This is a genomic window from Pseudoalteromonas sp. PAR1 (genome assembly GCF_947311895.1).
In the GTDB taxonomy this organism is placed as follows: Bacteria; Pseudomonadota; Gammaproteobacteria; order Enterobacterales; family Alteromonadaceae; genus Pseudoalteromonas; species Pseudoalteromonas lipolytica_C.
Map to the genome: position 1 here is coordinate 19,708 of NZ_CAMZMY010000012.1, position 21,785 is coordinate 41,492.

The window sequence follows — 21,785 nt, forward strand, 5'->3', positions numbered from 1 at the left end:
CATGCTTACCCTTTTGCTTTGAAGTAATTGTGAGCAACCAGTATATTTACACTGCAAAACCAGATAAACCATGTAAAATTGAATTAACTGTTCGTAAATAACAAACAATCATGAATGAACTGAATGCCATGAAAACCTTTGTTCAGGTTGCAGAGCTAAAAAGCTTTTCGGCTGCAGCACTTGCGTTGAGCATGCCTAAATCATCCGTCTCGCAGTTGGTCAAACAACTCGAAGATACGTTAGGTGCTCGGCTTCTAAACCGCACAACAAGGCGAGTTACGCTGACCAACGAAGGCACGGTTTTTTATCAGCGCTGCAAAGATATGCTTGCTGATATAGACGAACTACAAACCCTATTTCATAAAAAAGACGAAGCGTTATCAGGGCGTCTTAGAGTAGATATGCCACAGCCAATTAGCCGGCGTTTAGTGCTGCCGAATCTAGACAGCTTTTTATCTGCACACCCGCAATTAGAGATTGAACTGAGTAGTTCAGACAGACGAGTTAACCTAATTGAAGAAGGCTTTGATTGCGTAGTGCGAGTCGGTCAATTAGAAGACTCATCGCTGATTGCGAAAAGAATTGGCCACTGCCCGATGATTAACTGTGTAAGCCCAGGTTATATTAAAAACTATGGCAACATCACAAAACTTAGCGATTTAGCCGAGCACTACATTGTTCGCTATAGCCAAACACTCGGTCAACTTGACCCCGGCTTCGAATACCAAGATACACAAGGCGATTGGCAAACCCTCACCATGAAATCGCAGCTCACAGTCAACAATACTGATACTTATAAAGCAGCGTGTTTAGCAGGGCTTGGCCTTATTCAAGTGCCTCGTCATGGGGTTCTCGACGAGCTCAGCCGTGGTGAACTTATCCAAGTTTTACCTGACTATAATTTGCCGCCCATGCCTATGAACATCGTCTACCCAAATCGACGTCACTTACCAAGACGTACCCGAGTGTTTATTGATTGGTTAAGCGAGCAATTAAAACCGATTATCAAGCAAAAATGATAAGCGTTCATCAGCTTCAGATGGCGTTAACTCAATGATTTCAGATTTAACTACATTTTCGATTACAAAAGGATCTTCAGCGATAATTTCTTCGATCTCCTGTTTTGAAACATCGACTGCAATAATGCCGCCGCCTGCGTTAGGCTGCAAGCTTCCTGATAATACAAAAATACCTTTATCAAAGCCTGTCTGAAGCCACTTTTTATGGCCTTCCATGTAATCTTTAGCTTGAGATTTATTATCAGAAAACGTTAGTTGAATTATAAACATTTCATTATTCCTTTAATGTATTAGTGAACTCACTTTCAAATTGCTGTAGCAATTTTAAATAAACGCTGAAAATTAAAAAATAAAATTAGAAGCTAAAACCACGTTCATGTAAAGATGGCGGTTTATTATTGACTCAATTCAACCAATCCAATGAGTGTTTTTTACTCTTCATTCTGCTTTTGTGTTATAAGAAACAAAGCACTGAAACCTATAGAAAATTCCAATATAAAATATAAAATTAATAGCCAGTGGGGCAACCCGTCTAACATGAAGCTTAATAACCTACCCATTGCTAAACCAAGCATAAATATAGATAACGCGATTAATGCAATGCGACGATACGATGCTCTTACAACCCCTAAAAGCCAGAACGCCAAATTAAATATATACAAAAACATGACAGCTCTAAAAATATGATTGCCATTAACATTGTTTATATCTAGCTCAAACAGGTAATTTAGACTTAGCTCAGGATTTACTCCATAAGAAAGAGCTATAGGAATTAAGCCAAAAGACGCAATAAGAAGTAAGGCACAACTTTTATCTATTTTCATCTTTACCATTGGTCAAATCTCTTAGTATGAAAATTTAGTTCCGGCCGATACTCACCCCACAACCAGCATCAAAAACCATATACATGACTGATAACTAGAACATCATTTATCCTAGAGTTGGTAAACTGCTTGTTTCACCATTCAGTCTAAATCTACTACCACTTGACGGACTTAGTAAGAATATTTTAATTAATATTGGTTAAATCAGAAAAATCTTACATTCTCATGCTTATGATCATTTGCCAGTTTTTAAATATAAATCGATAAAAGAATATGAAAGTAGCCAATACAAAAATCCCCACTTAAAAGCGGGGATTCTTAATATAAGTATTTTTCTAATTACTGAGTAACACCTTCAACGGCAACTGGCTCTTCGGGTTTTTCGTCACTTAATAAGTATTTATCTAACCACTGCTCTTGCTCCCAAAGCACATGTAGCAAGCTCTTACGAGCGCGATAGCCATGCGCCTCATAAGGCAACATCACTAAGCGAGCCTCTTTTCCTAGGCCTTTTAATGCAGCATACATACGCTCGCTTTGCATTGGGAAGGTACCCGAATTTGGATCTTCTTGACCGTGGATCATCAGCACAGGCTCATTGATTTTCTCAGCATGGAAAAACGGTGACATCGCCGCGTACACATCTTGTGCTTGCCAAAAATCACGCTCTTCACCTTGGAAACCAAATGGCGTTAGGGTACGGTTGTAAGCACCACTGCGTGCAATACCCGTTTTGAATAAATCGCTATGCGCTAATAAATTCGCCACCATAAAGGCACCATAAGAGTGACCGGCAATGGCAATTTTGTCTTTATCTGCCACACCTTTTTCTACAAGTACATCTACCGCTGCCTTAGCACTTGCCACCAGCTGCTTACGGAATAAGTCGTTCGGCTCTTTACCATCAACACCCACAATTGGCATTTTCGGGTCATCAAATACGGCAATACCTTTTGCAAGATAAGGCATTGGACCCCAATAACCGATATAGGTAAATTCATACGGCGATTCGCGCATTTGTGACGCAACAGCTTTATCTTTATATTCAAGTGGATAAGCCCACATTAGAACTGGTAACGGGCCTTGAGTTGCATCATAACCCGGCGGCAAATAAAGCGTACCACTTAGCTCAACGCCATCGTCACGTTTGTATCGAATTAACTCTTTAGTCACTCCTTTAAATTCTGGGTAAGGGTGCTCAAAGGTCGTAAGTTGAGTGAGGGTTTTATCGTCTAAGTCGCGAATAAAGAAGTTAGGCTGCTCAGTTTTAGATTCACGAATGGTAATTAAACGTTCGCCTTCGTCATCAAGCATTGCACGCACACGCTCATAGTATGGCGCTTCTGACTGCCAAACGCGTGTTGTGGTATTGGTTTTTACATCATAACGGTCTAAAAACGGAATATTGCCTTGTTCAGATGCACCGTTACCGCGTAAGAAAAGGTAACGACCGCCAACCACTTTTAATACATCAGCACCTAAGTCATTCTTTTCATAAATTGGATAGCCGGGATCTTTGTAGGCATCGTTATAGCTACGCTCAGAAAATAGCACGCGGTTTTTATCTGCATTACGCGGTTGAATAACAAAAACTCGTTTTTGTCGGTCGCTAAAGCGCCACTCAGATAATAAGGCTACATTGCCATTGCCCCAAGCAATTGAGTCAAAACGGCGTTCAACTTTAGCAAATAACTTAGCATCACGTTTAAATGGTGCTCTTAGGCTATAAAGGTAATCGTGATGAGGCACGTCAGTTTTCATATCACCGCCGTCTTGTGCTTCTGCCCAAATGACTTCAGCGCCTTGATCTGCTCGCCATTGAAATTCGCGGCGACCAGTACGCACACTGTCATAACCTTGTGGAATGTTATCTGCTAAAGGCTGTTTTGCGAGCTCAGCTAAAGTATAACCACGCATGCCCCAAATTTGCCATGTAGCAGCAAAACGACTGAAAGGTACTTGATATGAAAAAGGCTCATCAATCATACCAACCAAAATGTTGGTTGAATCAGGCGAGACCGAAAACGCTTTAATTAACCCAGGTTGACCAATCGGTTGGCCCTGACCACTGAGCGGAATATAAGTTAATTGGCTTTGTGCGTAAAACTTAAATAGGGCTTCATCAAATGGGCTGGTTAATAAGTTTTGATAAGTTCTCGCTGGTGCTTTCTCACCACTACTTTGTTGAATAACAGGCATCACTTGCGTGCTATCGTTTGTTAAGCGAGCTTTACCAATATTAACCGCTGCATTAGCAACAATGGCGCTGCTATCTGGTAGCCAAGTATAAGGTGTGCTGGTTAAAACCGAATTAAGCGAGGTGTCACTTAACTGACGGGCTTGTTTAGTACTAACATTATAAACCCATAAATTAGCACTCGATGCTTGCTCAACCACAAACGCTAAGTACTGACTGTCACTTGACCAACTTGGTGAGCGTAAAATGCCATTTGGCAAACCCGATACAACAATTTCAGAGCCGGTTTCAACATGCTTAAGCACTAAAGATGTAAACTTATTACGTACCCGAGAGCGCGAAAAATTAGCAGGGTTAAGCTTAATACCCGCAAGTTTTAACTCTTCTTTAGCCAAGTCTTGTAGTGTATCAATGCGTTTTCTATCAAATAACGCCAGCCACTGACCATCATTTGATAAATAACTACTCGGCGCAAGCTTAGCGTCAACCACAGCAGCTAGCGCTGGCGATGGAGTTTGATAACCTTGATTAGCAAAACTGGGTGTGCAAACAGCTGCGCCAATGACTAGCGCAAAAAGCAATTTAAATGCTTTCATGTTCGTTCCTTTTTCGTTTTTATTTTCGATTATGTAAACAAGTAGAACATGTTTGCAGCATTTCATAAAGAGTTTCGGCTCTTTTGGCAGCCAATCAGTGACTTAAACACCTACTTTAAGCTAAAATAGACACACGCTATTCACCACTTTTGCTAATAAAAATGAAAAAATCGACAGGCAAAGTCACTATCTGGGATGTTGCTGAACAGGCACAGGTTTCAAAATCAACCGTGTCTTTGGTCCTTACCAACAGTGATAAGGTCAGTAAAAAGAGTAAAGAAAAAGTGCTGGCAGCCATTGATAAGCTAGGCTATGTGTATAACCGTGATGCAGCAGCGCTTCGCAGTAAACGATCAAACCTAGTCGCGTTGGTTATAAATGATTTAACCAACCCCTACTCAGCTCAACTTGCTGTTGGCCTCGAAAAACACATTTTTGAGCTTGGTATGTTGCCGATGCTGGTAAATATTGCAGAGTGCGTAGAAAGACAAACCCAAGTGGTGAAAACCTTAAAAGAATATAATGTAGCAGCATTTATTATGTGTCCGGCTCCGGGCACACAGCAGCAGTGGCAAGATGATCTCATAAATAGTGGTTTTCCGGTTATTAATATCATGCGCGAAATTCCATTTTCAGCAGCGCCATGTATTTTGCCTGATAACAAGAAAGGCACACACATTTCAACCAGTCATATTTTATCGCAAGGTATTGAAGATATAGCCTTTTTAGGTGGCACCGCAGAAATATCTGATTACCATGAACGTTTAAGTGGTTTTTTATCTGCGCTGGAGCAATTTAATATCACTGACGAAAAACCTGTTATTCAAGCGCCGACCAATCGCCAAGGTGGTCGAGAAGCCTTTAATACCCTTATAAAGCAAGCTCCAAATACCAAAGCCATTGTCTGTTTTAATGATGTTATTGCCTACGGCGCGATTGAAGCAATGCGTCAACACGGTCTCGAGCCGGGTAAAGATATCAAAGTTATTGGCTTTGATGACTTAGAAGATTCGCGCTTAATGCTGCCTTCTCTTTCGACCATCGCTATTAATGCCGACGAGATCGGTAAACGCACCTGTCAGGTGCTAAAAGAACTATTAGATAAATCAACACCCCCAGTTCGCACCTTGGTGGATGTTAACTTAAAAATACGAGACTCAAGTCAATGAAAAAAGTGTTAGTGATCGGCTATGTTTGGCCTGAGCCTAATTCGTCTGCAGCCGGCACCCACATGATGTCACTCCTACGCGCCTTTCGTGCAGAAAATTGGCAAGTTGAATTTGCAAGCCCAGCGCAAAAAACCGAACATATGGTAGATCTCAGCGAAGATGGCATCACCACACAGGTCATTGCATTAAACTGCTCAAGCTTTGATGAGTACGTGCAAGCGTATAATCCTGATATTGTGATGTTTGATCGCTTTATGATGGAAGAGCAATTTGGCTGGCGAGTCGATAAATACTGCCCTAACGCACTTAAAATTCTTGATACCGAAGATTTACAGTGCCTCAGAAATGCACGCCACGAAGCTCACAAAGCAGGCCGAGAATTCAGCCATAGCGATTTACACAGTGATATTGCAAAGCGAGAAATCGCCGCTATTTTACGCTCAGACATCAGCTTAATTATCTCGCACTACGAGATGCAGCTACTCAATGACGTTTTCAAAGTTGATAGCGCCCTACTTCACCACTTACCATTTTTGGTTGATTTGCAGCATATTCCTACCAGCACCAAAGCATTTGCAGAGCGTAAACACTTTATGACCATAGGTAATTTTCGTCATGCGCCAAACTGGGATGCTGTTTTGTACTTACAACAAATTTGGCCGCTGATCCGCAAACAATTGCCCGATGCCGAACTACACATTTACGGCTCTTACCCGCCACCAAAGGCGACAGCGCTGAACAATCCAAAAACTGGTTTCTTAATAAAAGGCTGGGCTGATGATGCCTACAAAGTCATGGAAGATGCACGCGTGTGTTTATCTCCACTGCGTTTTGGTGCAGGTATTAAAGGCAAGTTACTCGAAGCGATGATCATGCAAACACCAAGCGTAACAACTCCGATTGGCAGTGAAGGCATGCATCAAAACGAGCCGTGGTCAGGTGCAATATGTGAAGATGCACAGCAATTTGCTGATGCAGCAGTGGCACTTTATCAAGATGAAGCGTTATTTACTCAGGCACAGCAAAATGGCCAGCTGTTATTACAAAAATATTATGATAAATCAAAACTTCAGTCGCAGTTAATCGCTAAAATCACCGCCATTAGTGAGTCATTAGCACAGCATAGACAGCAAAATTTTACCGGCCAAATGCTCAAACATCACACCATGCGATCTACCCAATATATGGCGCAATGGATTGAAGCTAAAAATAAGTGATTTTGCTGTAAATAACACTAGACATAGCGGCTTTTGTCGCTAAAATCGCGCTGGTCAATTTAAGCGATATTGTCTTACGACTAGACTATATCTTATTGAATTTTGGTCTATCCTTAACTGAACAATTTAACCTTTGGTTCAAAACGCCTTTGAAAACCGCAACGTTTACTGAAAAACGAAAATTTATCGTGAAGCTTGGCAAAATGCTTCATAAATACGGTACACCTGCTTACCGACTAGAAGCGCACTTAATGGAAGTTGCGACTTACCTCGGCTTAAAATCATCTTTTGTTATGTCGCCAACATCAGTGACCTTTGTTATTTGGACAGATGGTCACGAAGAAGAGTACACCCATGTTGCGCGTGTTGATCCGGGCGATCACGACTTAGGCTCGCTGGCAGATACCGATGATTTAGTAAACAAAATGCTTAACGGTGAGCTAACGCTACAAGAGGTCGATAAACAACTCGACATCATTTACAACCTGCCAAACCCGTATAATAAATTTATGACCGGCGTTGCTTTTGCAACCTCTGGCGGTGCATTTGCCATGTTAATGGGTACCGGTTGGAATGATGTGTTTTGGTCAGCACTGATCACCTTAGTGGTGTACTTATTTGTGCTTTGGTCAACACGCTCAAAACGCGTCGCGCATATGCTTGAGCCTTTAGTGGCCATTGTTTCTGCAATTATCGCGTGTGCGGTCAGTGTTTACCTAGACGCCGAAATAAACATACGATTGGTGGTGCTATCAGCCATCATTGTGTTTATACCCGGCTTAGCATTAGCTTTAGGGTTAGCTGAGCTTGCAGCACGGCACTTGGTGTCTGGTACAGCACGGGTGATGGACTCATTCATGCTGCTGTTTAAGCTGTATTTTGGTGCTTTTATTGGTATTGGCATTGGTTTCGCTATGTTTGGTCAAGCAGACTACGTGCAACCAGAGCCTTTACCAAAATGGACAGCATGGCTTGCTATATTCATGCTATGTAGCAGCCTAATCGTGATTTTTAGAACCAAACTAAAGCATGCGGGTTGGTCTATTGCGTCTGGCTTTATCGCCTATGGCACAAGCATTGGATCTGCCATGTATCTAGACTACACACTTGGCACATTTGTTGGCGCTTTATCTGTAGGGGTTTTTAGTAACTTGTTTAACCGTGTTGCTAATGCACCTGCCTCCATTGTTGCTATGCAAGGTTTAATCGTATTAGTACCGGGGAGTAAAACCTATATTGGTTTGAACTCATTAATTGAAGGTCAAGATTTCGTCTATGCAGAGCATATTGGCCAACAAACCTTCTTGATATTTATGTCATTAGTGGCGGGGCTTATTTTTGCTAACGTCGCGCTTCCACCAAAGAAAAGTCTATAATCTACTGAGCCCGAGTTTATCGGGCTTTTTTACACCCTCGTTTTAATAAGCCGACTTTGCTTATCAGTAACAAACTGATATAACTCATAAGTGCATGTGGTAAAAATAAAAAGGATTTATTTAGTGATAAGATTGGCTTGGCTGCTATGCAGCTTGTTCGCATTTAGTGTGTTTGCAGAATCCCAGTGTGTTAACTGTCATCAGAGCCAAGTTGAAGACTGGCAAACATCCCATCATTTTCATGCTATGGAAAAAGCCACTCCCGCTTCGGTGCTTGGTAATTTCAATGATCAAACTCTAGACTACCAAGGCCAACCAGCGCGCTTCTATCAACAAGGCCAACAACTTTTTATAAGCATGCCAAACCTTGATGGCAAGCTGACTGACTACCCTGTTTTATACACATTTGGCTATGAGCCACTGCAGCAATACATGTTTGATATGGGCCAAGGCCACATACAGCTATTTCCGTTTGCGTGGGACTCACGCAGCAAAGCGCAAGGCGGTCAGCGCTGGTTTGTATTGCATCCTGAGCAGAAACAGCACGACCTATTTCATTGGGCGCAAAAAGGCCAAAACTGGAATCATATGTGTGCTGATTGCCACTCAACTGATTTCAAAAAGCAATTTGACCTTAAAACGAATAGCTTTAACTCAAGTTATTCAAGCATTAACGTGAGCTGTAAAGCGTGTCATGGCGATAGCCAAGCTCATTTAAAATGGGCTGATGGCGATAGCAGTATTGCCGATAAGGGCTTTACCCATAACATTAAAAAGCAAACCCCACTGTTTACTCAACAAGCTGATGGCAGTATGCAAAGCGTACAGCCACTGGTAAAAAGCGAGCAAGTGCAAGTGTGTGCAACCTGTCATGCTCGCCGTTCACAGCTTGATGACCGCAAAGACCCACATAGCTTTTTACAAAACTTTCAAGGCTCGTTACTCACTCCTGAGCTTTATCACGTTGATGGTCAAGTATGGGATGAAGACTATGTATGGGGCTCGTTTTTACAAAGTAAAATGTTCAATGCAGGGGTTACCTGTACTAACTGCCATAACCCTCATTCGGGTAAATTAAAACTGCCTGGGAATCAAACTTGTACGCAATGTCATAGCCAAGAGGTGTTCGATACACCTAAGCATCACGGCCATAAAGTGGCAAGTACAGGTAGCCAATGTGTCGATTGTCATATGCCCACCACTACCTATATGCAAGTAGATGCAAGGCGCGACCACAGCTTTCGAGTACCTCGCCCTGATTTAACGTTAAAAACCAATGCTCCCAATGCCTGTAATAGCTGCCATGAAGATAAAACGCCGCAATGGGCGGTCGCCAAAATAAAAGACTGGCACCCAAATTCAAAATATCTTGGTACTGCGCATTTTTCTGAGGCGTTTTATGCCGCCGATAACCGCCTACCTAATGCATCGACCATGCTGACTAAAATTGTGCAAGATAAGGGCTTTCCTGAGATTATTCGCGCATCAGCGCTCAGCCGCTTAGCCGCAAGCCCCGATAACAATGCTATCGTTGCGATTGCTCGCTCAATAAAAGACAACGAGCCATTAAAACGCCAAGCAGCCATTGAAGCGGCAATGCCTTTTGATATCAACCAACGCTGGCGTTTATTAAACCCGCTTTTAGATGATGAGCATTTACCAATCAGAGCCGAAGCTGCAAGAGCTCTGGCGGCCATGTTAACTCAGCCGTTCCCAGCTGGCCTCAATGAGCAAGACACTAAGCGCTTAAATTCAGCGCTCGATGAGTACAAAGATATTCAACAATACCAAGCAGAGCGCGGCTACTCACATACTAATTTAGGGAATCTGGCGCTCACATTACAAAAGCCAGAACAAGCCAAAGCATATTATTTACAAGCCATCAGTATTGAACCTATTTTTGCTCCCGCTTATGTGAATTTAGCTGATTTATATCGCAATCAAGGCGATGAAAAAGCTGCGCAAGCTATCTTAAAACAAGGCTTAGCAGTGAACGCAGAAAGCGGCGATATTCATTATGCCCTGGCAATGAGCCTTATTCGCTCTAAACAAAAGAACACCGCGCTTAATCATTTACAAAAAGCTGCACTGTATGCACAAGAAAATGCAAACTATCAGTTTACCTACGCATTACTGTTACAAGATTTAGGTAATATGCCAGCAGCTATATCTGCCCTTGAACGCGCCTTTAATCTGACTCCGAATAACCCGGATATTAGCTACAGTCTGGCACAGTGGTATGTGGCACAAGAAAACTACAATCAAGCGTTGTTTTATGCCAGAAACTTAGCGAGGTTAGTGCCCGGTAACCAGCAAGTTCAGCAGTTTGTGAAACAGCTCGAAATGATGAAGAGTATTAATAAATAAGCATTAGAAAAGGGCCAAGTAGGCCCTTTTCTATTGAACTTTAAGGAGAACTATTAATGTCCATAGTTCAGTGATTTTGCTTTTTCGATTGCTTCATTCACGTTAAGTGACGCCGCTTCCTGACGCGGTGGAAACTCAACAAAAGTTTGTACATGTTCATTTAACTTAGCAATGATCGGCTGTAGCAACCAACTCTTACGCATAATTTGGTGAAAGCCAGTGATACCGTCGTAGTGCTCTAATGGATCTTTACGTAAGTTAAATAGCTTAGGCATACTGTGCGTTACCATATCATCGTAATATAACCCTGTTGGTTTGGTTGCAAAATGCATTTTCCACGGGCCAAAACGAACAGCTGTTAGCTGTGATTCATAGTAGTAAAAGAAGAAGTTCCGCGCTGATTTATCCGCCTTACCAGTCCAGTACGCTAAGTTATTTTCACCATCAATATAAACTTTATCTGACTTTTTAAGCTTTTCACGTAAGTTGTTCTCGCCAAGTGCTGCGGCAATCGTTGGGAAAACATCTTCATGCGATGAAATACCATTTAGCTTTAAGCCTTTTGGTATTTTGTTTGGCCAACGAACTAAGAAAGGCACACGCACGCCCCCTTCCCATGTTGTCATTTTTTCGCCGCGGAACGATGTTGTTCCAGCATCTGGCCAACTTGATTGTTCAGGGCCATTATCGCTGGTGTAAATAACAATGGTGTTATCGGCAATTTTTAGCTCATCCAGTTTATCCAGTAGCTTACCAACATGACCATCGTGTTCCATCAAACCACTACCAAAAATATCTTCTTCAGAGCTAATGCCCGTCGCTAAATTACGACTTTCAGGTTTTAAGTGAGTGTATACATGCATTCGGCTTGTAGCGTGCCAAATAAAGAATGGCTTTTTCGCTTTAACTGCACGCTCCATAAAGTTAAGTGAACGCTCTAACACTTCTTCGTCAAAGGTTTCCATACGTTTGCGAGTAAGTGGACCCGTATCAATGATTTTGCCATTGGCGTAAGATTCGATAACACCACGTGGGCCAAATTTTTTCACAAACTTAGGATCTTTTGGGTAATCCGCTTGCTCTGGCTCTTCAGATACATTTAAGTGATACAAATTACCGTAAAATTCATCAAAGCCATGCTTTGTTGGTAAGTGTTCATCTAAATCACCTAAGTGGTTTTTACCGTATTGCGCCGTCATATAACCGCGATCTTTTAAAAATTCAGCTAAGGTGGGATCGGCTTCTTTAATACCAAGAGGATTTCCCGGTTGGCCTACCGTTGTTAAGCCAGTTCGAATAGGTAATTGCCCCATTAAAAATGCGGCACGACCCGCTGTACAACTAGGCTGAGCATAGTGATCTGTAAACAACGCACCTTCGTTAGCAATGCGATCAATATTAGGGGTTGGGTAGGTCATACCATGTGAGTAGGCACTGAGTGAAATTGGCGCAACGTCATCAACCATTATGGCCAATACGTTTGGCTTATCTGACGCTAGGCTTACTGTTGAAACCAAGCTGCAAATAGCCGCCGCTATTAGTTTTTTCATAAATTATCCCTTTTTATTAATAGTACTATTTACTCCTAAAGAGCTCAGTTTAGTATAAGATGAAAACAAAATACGTCTAGTTTCTAATCTAGTAAAAAACGATTTAAATCAATTATTCATAAAATCAAAACTTTTTTATTAAAGTATACTCTCTACTGTTTTTACTAGGTTAGCCATTATCATAATTAAACCCAAACCCACTTTATTATATTGCAGCGGGTAGATTCTAAACCGCTATATTCATTTAAACTACTCCAAATTATTTAGCGGCTTGATGATTGAATTCAATAAATAAATAGACTATAAGTACCTAAAGAATTAGTAAGCAACTTTTTATTACTTGTGTAAGGAAAACACATGCCTTTTCTACGAATTTCGTTCTTATTTTCACTTGCGTTTCAACTATCAAATTTGTCAGCTAATGAAAAAGAAGTACAAGATATGTCGGACCCACTTGCGGTATATACCCAAATAGGCGCAGGCTCAACTAACAAGGGGATTAACCTTAAAGTAGGACAAGCCTATGACACCGGTATAACAACAACTGCTGGCATGAATGTTATCGAAGTGAAAGGGATTTACGGTGATGCGCTAGGCTGGGAGAGTGATAACAAAACCACTGATTCCATTGATTCTTTTCGCTTTCGTAACTTTTCGGTTGATTTAACTTCGATGAGCGCTAAACAACTTGATGCTTCCTACAACCTAAATGCGAATTTGGTTGCAGATGAAAGCATGGATATTTCGTATAGCTACATAAAAGCATTAAAACCAGTGGGCAAGTTTAGCTTTTACCCGCTTGCAGGAGTCGGAGCATCGATTGGAGAAAATGCCCTTGAAGATGACGGTAGTCGAGACAGTGGTTACTCCATAATGGGAGCCTATGGCTTAGTTGGCATGTACGCAAAAGTGACTATAACTGACAAAATATGGCTTAATTACAATCCTTTTTGGCTAACCACCATTGGTGGAAGTGATAATTATAAAGACCATTACTATGGCCTAAACCAAAGCCATATTTTAACTCATGAGTTTGCTGCAAGTTATCAGATTAACCCGCGTATGAATCTACGCTATTTCGCTAACTGGAATAGAAACGTTGACTTTATGGATGGCGATCATCGTCTAGAATTTAACTATCAACTTTAACAAGACAGCAATTGATATTTAAGGTAAGGGATTAAGTGAAAAAAGTAGTAGTAATAAGTGTATTGTCAGCAAGCTTACTAAGTGATTATTGCCTTGCCTCTAGCTATGATGAATACGCAATTAAACCAGCAGAGCAACAATTAAGTAATCAGCAACAAAAAATTGATGAGCCCATTTCGTTTTTACCCATCCCCACGTTTATTACAGAGCCAGCAGTAGGGCCTGGTCTTGGTGTGGTTGGTTTATTTTTTCACGATAATGAAAAGAAAGCTAAAAAAAAGAAAGAGGGCTCTACCCTACCTCAAAGCATCAGTTTAGTTGGCCTAATGGGCACTAAAAATGGCACTAAAGGGGGTGCTGTTGGCCATATAACGTTTTGGGACGAAGACAGAATTCGCTACCAAGGGATTGTTGGCTGGGCGAGTATTAATCTCGATTTTTATACCTTTGATGAAATAAAACTACTCACACCACTTTCGCTAAATATTGAAGGCCCTGCAGTATTTCAAAATCTTAAATTACGTTATGACAACAGTAACTTTTTTTATGGTTTTAAGCAGATTTATCGCCAAGTGGATATTAGTCTAGCAGAAAATCCAATTGAAAATTACTTGCTCGAGAATGGCATTATCAAAGAACACCTTTCTCTAGATGTAAATACGTCAGGTATTGGCCCCTTGTTAGAGTACGATAGCCGAGATAACCCACTTAACCCTGAGCGTGGCTTTAACTATAAAGCCGAGTACTTATATTTCGATGAGGCAATTGGCAGTAAAGTTGATTACAGCAGCTTAAAATTAACCGCTCTCAATTACTGGCGTTATACCGATAAGTTTAACTTTGCATTACGTATGCAATATGACTCTGTTAATAATCGAGGTGAAAAACGCTTACCAGTTTATATTCCGCCAAGTATTAGCCTGCGCGGTGTGTCTGCTACCCGTTATCAAGGTTTGGATGTTTTTGTTACTGAAGCAGAAGCAAGCTATAAAATCACCCATAAAATAAAGCTTAATGTGTTTACTGGCATGGGCTGGGCTGCTGATAATTTTTCTTATTTATCAAAGGCAGAAACCATTGATACAGTCGGTGCGGGCTTTCGTTATCTCATCGATGAGCATTATGGTATTACCATAGGGTTAGATGTAGCACATGGCCCAGAACAGAATGCTATTTACATTCAAGCCGGTTCGACTTGGTAATAAAAACAATACTTTTATTGTTATTTTAGCAATCTTGTTGGGCTAAATATTGAATTAATCTATTACACTGCTATTATCAATAGCTTAATAAACATTCAGGGATTGAACGGATGCATAACAAAGTATCAACTAACCATTATCCATTCAAAGATTTTAAGCCACATGGTCTTGTCGAGTTTTACCAACGAGAACACACGCTTTTAACGACTGCTACTGGGCCGTTCAACGAAGAAATAATTGAAGCTCACTCTTTCATGCAACAAGATTATATCAACAAACTCACCACGGCTTATGGTCAATGGTATGAATTGGTTGAATTTGAAAACTCATGCATGGCAACACCTGGGGCTCTTGAAAAACTAATGGTGTATTTTGTTGAGCTTAGACGCAAAGGCATTGCGCCGGCTAAAACAGCCTTAGTCATAAAAGAGGGGCTTGAAGGTGGTAGCTTGCTCACCGATACCTACTGTAATTTATATAAACGAGCAGGTATGGTGATGAATGTATTTAAGTCAAAAACAGCGGCTCTAAATTGGTTAGCAGAAGAGCCTGTTGCTGAATTAGCTTAAAAAGTGGAGCTCTTCTTCGCGCAAGGTTAGCACTTTCCCCCCCCTCAGGAGTCTAGCAAACGCTTTGCTAAAGATACTGCTTAATTACAACTCAGCTATCATTTTAACAAGCGCTTGTGTTGTCCATTCAAGTTCGTTGAATTTAATATCAGGTTGATAGTAAAAGCCTTTTTCGCGAGGCCTATTTACATATACTTTAATAGGCAGTATGACTTTTGCAAAGCCTGAAGGTAGGGTTTCGAGCCTCACTTCCATGTAGGTAGAGTCTGTACTACTTGGTGCGCCAACTAATTGTGTGTTTGCAAAAAGCTTAAAACTATCCAGCGCATCTAAACAAGCACTGGCACATTGTCCTGGCACAATCACATAAACAGGTGTAGTAAACTGACTGGCGCTTTTTGGCATTGCTTGTTGCTCTGCTGAGACTATCTCGACATAAAATTGTTCACCCTTTTCATAAGCAGCTTGCATACTTTTGTGGGTTGTCTTTAACCATTGATGCCAAGGGCTAGCCGTATCATAGCTTGCGACTACATCGCCAAAATAGTCAGTATTGCCTTTAGAAGTTCGCCACCACACTTGGGTATTTTTGTGTAGCTTATAGCGGCCATATTTGAATTGTTCACTGCCCCAAAGTGCTGAGGCTATTTGCTCACTCCACATCGATGAGCCACCTTGATTATGGCGAAGATCAAGCACCACAGCTTTAGCTTGCATTAACTCACTATGCTGCTGTTCAATAGCGCTCAACATCGCTTGATAATCCGCTTGCTGCTGCTCATTAGGTGCATAAGTTGGCATACTGATCCAAGCAATATTCTCTAAAGGCCAATTAAGTTCAATTGGCAACTTGTCGCCATTGTAGGCATTTTTAAGCTTTTCAGTGACATCATCAGGCCTAACAGTCCAGTTTAATTTTAGGCTATAGGTAGAACCGTCGGCTTTTTCAAATGTACAGCTTTCAAGCGGCGACAAAAACGGGTTGCCATCATCAATTGTTAGTCGCCAGCCATGGTTCCACCAACTACCAGGCTGCTGAACTTCGCCGTAATAGCGAAAAACACGCTCAACCAGCAAAGTATTAATTGCTGTATTATCACAACTCACTAGCTTATCGCCCTTGGCAATTGCATCTAACTCACTGTAATACACTTTTAACGCATCACCGCGCCATACTGTTGAAAAGCCCGGCCAGCTTTTTTGTGGCTTAAGTTCTCTGGGCAAGGTATCGATCGCTCCTGCATGACCATCTTGTAGAACAGTTCTAAAACGTGAAATAGCCGCAGCAAAAGCTTGTGAACTATGCGCTTTTACTGCCAGCTTTAAGCCTTCTTGCTTTGCTTTTTCGAGCTGTTTAGCAAAGCCTGGGTTACGTACATCATACATACCAGGGTGATTAATAACCGATAACTGATAGGCCGCTTCAACATCTTTTACAGCAAGTTCAGACCAATTAATCTCAGAGTTAGTTACTGAATGGCTATCTTCGCCATTACATAAGCTCACACCAAGTGGGCTGAGGTTAAGAGCTGTAAAAATAAGTGATGAGTAAAGCGTCAAGGGTTTCATAAAAATCCATTTTAAATAATTATTATGTTTAAAAAACATCCCATTTAAACACTAAGGCATTGTTGTGGCAATAAAAAGTACAACACATGCCAATAGATTAAAAAAATTCATCTATCAAGTTTATTTTAATCGTTTGTCGGTTTAGATGGATTACTCTAAAGTTAACTCATCAGCAAACGATGCTGCGATTAATGAGGAAACCAATCATGTTTAAACCACTTTTAAAACGACTTGCTCTTAGCTCTTTGCTGACATGTTCAGCTTTTGCAATCGCTGATCAAAGTGACTACAAACTGATGGTAATTAGCGACTCAGATTCATCGCAAGCTATTATGCAAGGCCAATATGAAGCAGTGTTAAATAACACAGCTAAAGCGTCTGACGTAAACAGCCAATACGAACTTGCTTTTAATCGTTGCGCAGCAAGTGTGAAGTCTAAAAACTTCAGCCACGCAGAATCACTTTGTACTGAAGCTATCAAGCTTCTTAATCAAAGCGAAGTACGCGGCTACAAACGTCGAGAGCTTACTTCATTCGCTTTAAGTAACCGTGGTATCGCACGCATCATGTCGAAAAACGACACTGCTGCACTGTCTGATTTTTATGAAGCGGTAAAAATGTCGGGTAATGATTTAGTTAATCACAACCTAAACCGCGCTAAGCAAAACTTAGCTTTATAACCGAATTGTTGTCACAAAAAGTCTAGTTTGTGTGTTCTCTGGGCTTTTTTATACACCGAGTCATTGCACACGCGGTAACTCAACCAAATTGTTGTCAAAAGCTTAGTTTGTGTGTTCTCTAAGCTTTTTTATTCCGAGTTACTGCACACGCGGTAACTCAACCAAATTGTTGTCAAAAGCTTAGTTTGTGTGTTCTCTAAGCTTTTTTATTCCGAGTTACTGCACACGCGGTGACTCATCCAAATTGTTGTCGAAAAGCCTGGCTTGTGTGTTCGCCGGGCTTTTTTATGTCCGTTATAAAATGACTTGCCAATACGCTACATCAATCCACTGCCCGAACTTTTTACCAACTTGCTTAAAATGCGCGACTTTTTGCATATTATGCTTCTCATGCAAGGCGATACTTGCTTCATTAGGTAATGCAATGCCTGCCATAACAGCATGTACATTTTGCGTTTTTAACTGAGTAAATAGAGCGGCGTAAAGTTGGGTGCCAATCCCCTTTGTATGACTATCAGCATCTAAATAAACCGAGATTTCCACTGAGTGTTGGTAAGCTTCTCGTGCTTTCCAAGGTGTTGCATAACAATATCCAATGACATTACCTTCAGCTTCAGCAATCAACCAAGGTAAGTCAGCATCAAGATTAGCCTGTATTCGCTTGGCTATTTCAGTACCTGTGATTGCCTCAACTTCAAATGTCACCGTACTATTAACAACATAGTGATTGTAAATTGCCGCAATGGCATCACTATCTTCAATCCTTACATTTCTGATCATGATTGAAAATTCCTTACTCAACATTAATTAATTGGTTAATTAATAACAGAAAAGCAAGTTTGGAAATACATATACGCAAAATAAAAACGCCACTAGATGTGGCGTTTGGGTAGTTTCGACAACAATAAGAAATTGCTTTTAAAAGAAGCCCAGTGGATTCTCACTGTAACTTACTAATAGGTTTTTAGTTTGTTGGTAATGATCAAGGGCGAGTTTATGTGTTTCGCGGCCTATACCTGACTTTTTATAACCACCAAACGCAGCATGCGCTGGATACATATGATAGCAGTTGGTCCAAACACGGCCCGCTTCTATCTTACGACCAAAGTGATAAGCACGGTTCATGTTTCGACTCCACACACCCGCACCTAAGCCGAACTCTGAGCTATTAGCAAGCGCTAACGCTTCATCTTCATCTTTAAAAGTCGACATTGAAATAACAGGGCCAAAAATCTCTTCTTGGAACACACGCATGTCATTGGTGCCTTTTAACAGTGTTGGTTGAATGTAGTAACCGCCGTTAAACTCATCTGACAGTTGCTCGACTTCACCACCAGCAAGGACTTCTGCCCCTTCCTTTTTACCGATTTCGATGTAGCTTAGGATCTTATCAAACTGAGCTTGTGATGCTTGAGCACCTACCATGGTTTCAGTATCAAGAGGGTTACCCCGTTTAATTTGTAAAGTGCGGGCAAGTACACGCTCAATAAATTGCTCGTAAATATCTTCTTGAATAAATAAACGCGACGGACACGTACAAACTTCGCCTTGGTTAAAGTACGCAAGTACAGCTCCTTCAACAGCCTTACTCAAAAACTCATCGTCTTTTTCCATTACATCATTAAAGAAAATATTTGGCGATTTACCACCTAACTCAACCGTCGAAGGAATAATATTATCAGCTGCACATTTTAAGATATGCGACCCTACGGGTGTTGAACCTGTAAAGGCAATCTTCGCAATTCGAGTACTGGTTGCCAAAGCCTCGCCTGCTTCTTTACCATAGCCATTCACCACATTTAATACACCTGCTGGTAATAAATCACCGATTACTTCAAGCAGTACTAAAATTGATGCAGGCGTTTGTTCAGCTGGTTTTAAAATAACACAGTTACCCGCAGCAAGAGCTGGAGCAAGCTTCCACGCAGCCATTAACAGTGGAAAATTCCAAGGAATAATTTGCCCTACTACACCTAATGGCTCATGAAAATGATAGGCAACGGTAGTTTCGTCTATCTCACCGATTGAACCTTCTTGCGCGCGCACACAGCCTGCGAAATAGCGAAAATGATCAGCCGCGAGTGGCACATCTGCCGCAAGTGTTTCACGAATTGCTTTACCGTTATCCCAAGTTTCTGCAACCGCGAGCATTTCTAAATTTTGTTCAATGCGATCGGCAATTTTTAATAAGATATTGCTTCGCTCAGTGACTGACGTTGTTCCCCATGCTGCTTTTGCATCGTGTGCTTTATCAAGTGCCAGTTCGATATCTTCTTTTGATGAGCGAGGTACTTTACAAAACACTTTACCGTTTACTGGGCTAATGTTTTCAAAGTATTCACCCTTTACAGGGGCAACCCACTGGCCGCCAATATAATTCTCGTACTGCGCTTTAAAGTTAACTTTTGCGCCTTCACTACCTGGGTTTGCATAAATCATAATGTGTTCTCTCTTCAAATTGTTGTGTTTCATTTAGCATTGACTAAATTACGCGGTAGGTTATTGTTTAATGAACCGCTAGCATTTGAAGTTAGCTCAGTTACTGAAAACACACTTGATTCCTAGTCCAGACTTTTTGACTATTTGTCCAGAATTTAGGGCAACAGCGAGGCAACAATGAACACATCAGTTAGCAACAGAAGTTTAGATAAAAAACGACAACGTATTGATGTGCTTATTGAAAATAAAGTTAGTTTTGCTGGCGAACATGCCGAGTTAAGTATTTACGACACCTATTTAGATGCGCAAAAAGTGGCCTTACATTCAACTGAGTTACTATTTTGTGGCATGATCAGCGGCAAAAAAATCATGCATGTTGCCGACAGTGATTATCATGAAGAATTTTTGCCAAACCAGTCATTTGTGCTTGCTCCAGAGCAAGGGGTGTTAATCGATTTCCCTAATGCGTCTCTTAATCAACCAACAACCTGTTTAGCGATTGAAATCAGTACCGATAAGATAAGCCAAGTAGTTGATGCTCTTAATTTTAACCAACAAATTACACAGGATGACTTTTTCCAATATCAAGCAAAGCTAGTTCATGCCCAGCATAACCAACAAACTCAACAACTACTTGAACGGATGATCACCCTGTTTAGTGAAAATGAGCAACACCGGGATTACTTAATTGATTTATCACTCAATGAACTGATAACCCGCCTGTTACAGCAGCAAAGCCGAGATTTAATGATAGCAAGCTGTAAACAAGGCAAGCTTGCAACCCCACTAAGCCATGTAATTAGTTATATTGAACAGCACCTTGCTGAGAATATTGATATTGATGTGTTATGTAAGATAGCGTGTATGAGCCGCAGTAAGTTTTATCAGCAATTTAAGCTAGCGTTTGGTGTTACGCCAGCTCTTTGGCAACAGCAATTACGCTTACAAAAAGCGTATAAACTACTTCAAAAAGGTGAAGCGATTAGCCAAGTTTGTTATCAGTTAGGCTTTAATAACCCAAGCCATTTTAGTCGTGTGTTTAAACAAGCCTTTGGCGCAACCCCCAAAAGTATCGCTAATCATTAATTTTAGGGTTTCGATGAGAATAAACCCGATAGGTAAATGCCAACAATATACAAATGGCGCTTGGCACATAAAGCGCTGCAAAGCTTAATTTAGCAAATAACCATGCCCCAGCTAAGCCACCAAAGATAAAGCCTAAAATGATTAGGCCAAACAGTTTAGCCTTACGTTGATCAAGCGCCTCGCCGCGGAAAACTCGACCAAACATAATACCTAAATCGGTAAAGATACCAGTTACATGGGTAGTGCGAACAATTGCGCCGCTGTAAGTTGTTGCCAATGCATTTTGTAACCCACATGCCGCAGAAGCTAAAAAGTGTCCGTAGCCAGAGCCATTACACAGTAACCAAAGTGCACCGAGTAAAAACCCTGCCTCAATAAATAGTGCGGTATCGTAATGACGCCCTAACTTAAGTGCTGAACTGTGCAGTAAAAACCCAGCAATACCAGACCCTACTAAAAATGACAGTAATACGCCTAATAAATGTAAAGCATCAAGGCTATTGCCATGCATAAGATCTGCGCCAAGCAAGGTTGCTGTTCCCGATAAATGCGATACCGCTTGATGCTCAAAGCTAAGTAAACCAACCGCATTCACACATCCGGCAACCAATGCCAAAATAAATGCGCCTACTTCAACCCACTTCGGTAACTTAGAAATCACTCGCTCTTTACCTTTTTTATGACCTGTTCTCTCATTCTTTTATGGTACGCCTATTTTTATGACTAAAAACACTTTTTTTCGACTCTTTATATGGTAATTTACAGGTAAGTAAATC

The 21,785-nt window shown here is 41.1% G+C and carries 18 protein-coding genes; 10 read left to right on the forward strand and 8 right to left on the reverse strand.

The window, feature by feature from the left end; translation table 11 throughout:
• The first annotated feature begins 110 nt into the window (after positions 1-110).
• Positions 111-1,019 carry a LysR family transcriptional regulator gene (locus QL229_RS11555; RefSeq protein ID WP_138557794.1) on the forward strand — a complete coding sequence of 303 codons (909 nt, stop codon included), beginning with the start codon at positions 111-113 and terminating at the stop codon, positions 1,017-1,019.
• On the opposite strand, the gene QL229_RS11560 is transcribed toward QL229_RS11555, so the two are convergent.
• The 3 genes from QL229_RS11560 to QL229_RS11570 all read right to left on the reverse strand — a co-directional run bounded on the left by QL229_RS11560 (position 993) and on the right by QL229_RS11570 (position 4,636).
• On the reverse strand, positions 993-1,289 hold the full coding sequence (locus tag QL229_RS11560) for a hypothetical protein (RefSeq protein ID WP_138557795.1): 297 nt from the start codon (positions 1,287-1,289) through the stop codon (positions 993-995). The genes QL229_RS11555 and QL229_RS11560 overlap by 27 nt on opposite strands.
• Before the next feature lie 161 nt (positions 1,290-1,450).
• Positions 1,451-1,852 (reverse strand): DUF4345 domain-containing protein, encoded by a 402-nt coding sequence (locus QL229_RS11565; protein WP_281546918.1) that lies wholly within the window; start codon positions 1,850-1,852, stop codon positions 1,451-1,453.
• 330 nt (positions 1,853-2,182) lie between these two features.
• Positions 2,183-4,636 carry a prolyl oligopeptidase family serine peptidase gene (locus QL229_RS11570; RefSeq protein ID WP_138557796.1) on the reverse strand — a complete coding sequence of 818 codons (2,454 nt, stop codon included), beginning with the start codon at positions 4,634-4,636 and terminating at the stop codon, positions 2,183-2,185.
• Positions 4,637-4,797: 161 nt separating this feature from the next.
• Between QL229_RS11570 and QL229_RS11575 the strand changes: the two genes are divergently transcribed.
• The 4 genes from QL229_RS11575 (at position 4,798) to QL229_RS11590 (ending at position 10,765) form a co-directional block, all read left to right on the forward strand.
• Positions 4,798-5,805: a LacI family DNA-binding transcriptional regulator gene (locus tag QL229_RS11575; RefSeq protein WP_138557797.1), complete on the forward strand. Its 1,008-nt coding sequence runs from the start codon at positions 4,798-4,800 to the stop codon at positions 5,803-5,805.
• Positions 5,802-7,022: a glycosyltransferase gene (locus QL229_RS11580; protein WP_138557798.1), complete on the forward strand. Its 1,221-nt coding sequence runs from the start codon at positions 5,802-5,804 to the stop codon at positions 7,020-7,022. Before QL229_RS11575 ends, QL229_RS11580 begins: the two co-directional genes overlap by 4 nt.
• Positions 7,023-7,171: 149 nt before the next feature.
• Positions 7,172-8,398: a threonine/serine exporter family protein gene (locus tag QL229_RS11585; protein WP_138557799.1), complete on the forward strand. Its 1,227-nt coding sequence runs from the start codon at positions 7,172-7,174 to the stop codon at positions 8,396-8,398.
• Between the two features lie 123 nt (positions 8,399-8,521).
• Complete coding sequence (locus QL229_RS11590) at positions 8,522-10,765, forward strand: tetratricopeptide repeat protein (protein ID WP_249930222.1); 2,244 nt, start codon at positions 8,522-8,524, stop codon at positions 10,763-10,765.
• Between the two features lie 53 nt (positions 10,766-10,818).
• On the opposite strand, the gene QL229_RS11595 is transcribed toward QL229_RS11590, so the two are convergent.
• A complete protein-coding gene (locus QL229_RS11595; protein ID WP_135926884.1) occupies positions 10,819-12,315 on the reverse strand; it encodes an arylsulfatase in 1,497 nt (498 codons plus the stop codon).
• A gap of 357 nt (positions 12,316-12,672) precedes the next feature.
• Between QL229_RS11595 and QL229_RS11600 the strand changes: the two genes are divergently transcribed.
• From QL229_RS11600 to QL229_RS11610, 3 genes are all read left to right on the forward strand, one after another.
• Complete coding sequence (locus tag QL229_RS11600; RefSeq protein WP_138557800.1) at positions 12,673-13,464, forward strand: hypothetical protein; 792 nt, start codon at positions 12,673-12,675, stop codon at positions 13,462-13,464.
• A 35-nt stretch (positions 13,465-13,499) separates the two neighbouring features.
• Positions 13,500-14,666 (forward strand): BamA/TamA family outer membrane protein, encoded by a 1,167-nt coding sequence (locus QL229_RS11605; protein WP_281546919.1) that lies wholly within the window; start codon positions 13,500-13,502, stop codon positions 14,664-14,666.
• A gap of 110 nt (positions 14,667-14,776) precedes the next feature.
• Positions 14,777-15,235 (forward strand): hypothetical protein, encoded by a 459-nt coding sequence (locus tag QL229_RS11610; protein ID WP_135926882.1) that lies wholly within the window; start codon positions 14,777-14,779, stop codon positions 15,233-15,235.
• A gap of 84 nt (positions 15,236-15,319) precedes the next feature.
• Here the strand turns inward: QL229_RS11610 and QL229_RS11615 are convergent, their stop codons facing one another.
• Positions 15,320-16,804 (reverse strand): S41 family peptidase, encoded by a 1,485-nt coding sequence (locus tag QL229_RS11615; protein ID WP_253040142.1) that lies wholly within the window; start codon positions 16,802-16,804, stop codon positions 15,320-15,322.
• Between the two features lie 206 nt (positions 16,805-17,010).
• On the opposite strand from QL229_RS11615, the gene QL229_RS11620 reads away from it, so the two are divergent.
• The gene (locus tag QL229_RS11620; protein ID WP_135926878.1) at positions 17,011-17,484 is read left to right on the forward strand and encodes a hypothetical protein; all 474 of its coding nucleotides are present in this window, start codon (positions 17,011-17,013) and stop codon (positions 17,482-17,484) included.
• Between the two features lie 294 nt (positions 17,485-17,778).
• On the opposite strand, the gene QL229_RS11625 is transcribed toward QL229_RS11620, so the two are convergent.
• Both QL229_RS11625 and QL229_RS11630 read right to left on the reverse strand, forming a co-directional pair.
• Complete coding sequence (locus tag QL229_RS11625; RefSeq protein WP_138557128.1) at positions 17,779-18,264, reverse strand: arsinothricin resistance N-acetyltransferase ArsN1 family B; 486 nt, start codon at positions 18,262-18,264, stop codon at positions 17,779-17,781.
• Between the two features lie 138 nt (positions 18,265-18,402).
• Complete coding sequence (locus tag QL229_RS11630) at positions 18,403-19,923, reverse strand: aldehyde dehydrogenase family protein (protein WP_138557127.1); 1,521 nt, start codon at positions 19,921-19,923, stop codon at positions 18,403-18,405.
• A gap of 177 nt (positions 19,924-20,100) precedes the next feature.
• Between QL229_RS11630 and QL229_RS11635 the strand changes: the two genes are divergently transcribed.
• Positions 20,101-21,009 carry an AraC family transcriptional regulator gene (locus QL229_RS11635; RefSeq protein ID WP_135926876.1) on the forward strand — a complete coding sequence of 303 codons (909 nt, stop codon included), beginning with the start codon at positions 20,101-20,103 and terminating at the stop codon, positions 21,007-21,009.
• Here the strand turns inward: QL229_RS11635 and QL229_RS11640 are convergent.
• Positions 20,999-21,670, reverse strand: a complete 672-nt coding sequence (locus QL229_RS11640; RefSeq protein WP_138557126.1) for a YoaK family protein — start codon at positions 21,668-21,670, stop codon at positions 20,999-21,001. The genes QL229_RS11635 and QL229_RS11640 overlap by 11 nt on opposite strands.
• Positions 21,671-21,785: the final 115 nt, after the last annotated feature.

Excerpts from the sequence above, each read along its gene's own strand:
- QL229_RS11555 (WP_138557794.1), top strand. The coding sequence starts at position 111 with ATGAATGAACTGAATGCCATGAAAACCTTTGTTCAGGTTGCAGAGCTA.
- QL229_RS11560 (WP_138557795.1), bottom strand. The coding sequence starts at position 1,289 with ATGTTTATAATTCAACTAACGTTTTCTGATAATAAATCTCAAGCTAAA.
- QL229_RS11565 (WP_281546918.1), bottom strand. The coding sequence starts at position 1,852 with ATGGTAAAGATGAAAATAGATAAAAGTTGTGCCTTACTTCTTATTGCG.
- QL229_RS11570 (WP_138557796.1), bottom strand. The coding sequence starts at position 4,636 with ATGAAAGCATTTAAATTGCTTTTTGCGCTAGTCATTGGCGCAGCTGTT.
- QL229_RS11575 (WP_138557797.1), top strand. The coding sequence starts at position 4,798 with ATGAAAAAATCGACAGGCAAAGTCACTATCTGGGATGTTGCTGAACAG.
- QL229_RS11580 (WP_138557798.1), top strand. The coding sequence starts at position 5,802 with ATGAAAAAAGTGTTAGTGATCGGCTATGTTTGGCCTGAGCCTAATTCG.
- QL229_RS11595 (WP_135926884.1), bottom strand. The coding sequence starts at position 12,315 with ATGAAAAAACTAATAGCGGCGGCTATTTGCAGCTTGGTTTCAACAGTA.
- QL229_RS11600 (WP_138557800.1), top strand. The coding sequence starts at position 12,673 with ATGCCTTTTCTACGAATTTCGTTCTTATTTTCACTTGCGTTTCAACTA.
- QL229_RS11610 (WP_135926882.1), top strand. The coding sequence starts at position 14,777 with ATGCATAACAAAGTATCAACTAACCATTATCCATTCAAAGATTTTAAG.
- QL229_RS11615 (WP_253040142.1), bottom strand. The coding sequence starts at position 16,804 with ATGAAACCCTTGACGCTTTACTCATCACTTATTTTTACAGCTCTTAAC.
- QL229_RS11620 (WP_135926878.1), top strand. The coding sequence starts at position 17,011 with ATGTTTAAACCACTTTTAAAACGACTTGCTCTTAGCTCTTTGCTGACA.
- QL229_RS11625 (WP_138557128.1), bottom strand. The coding sequence starts at position 18,264 with ATGATCAGAAATGTAAGGATTGAAGATAGTGATGCCATTGCGGCAATT.
- QL229_RS11630 (WP_138557127.1), bottom strand. The coding sequence starts at position 19,923 with ATGATTTATGCAAACCCAGGTAGTGAAGGCGCAAAAGTTAACTTTAAA.
- QL229_RS11635 (WP_135926876.1), top strand. The coding sequence starts at position 20,101 with ATGAACACATCAGTTAGCAACAGAAGTTTAGATAAAAAACGACAACGT.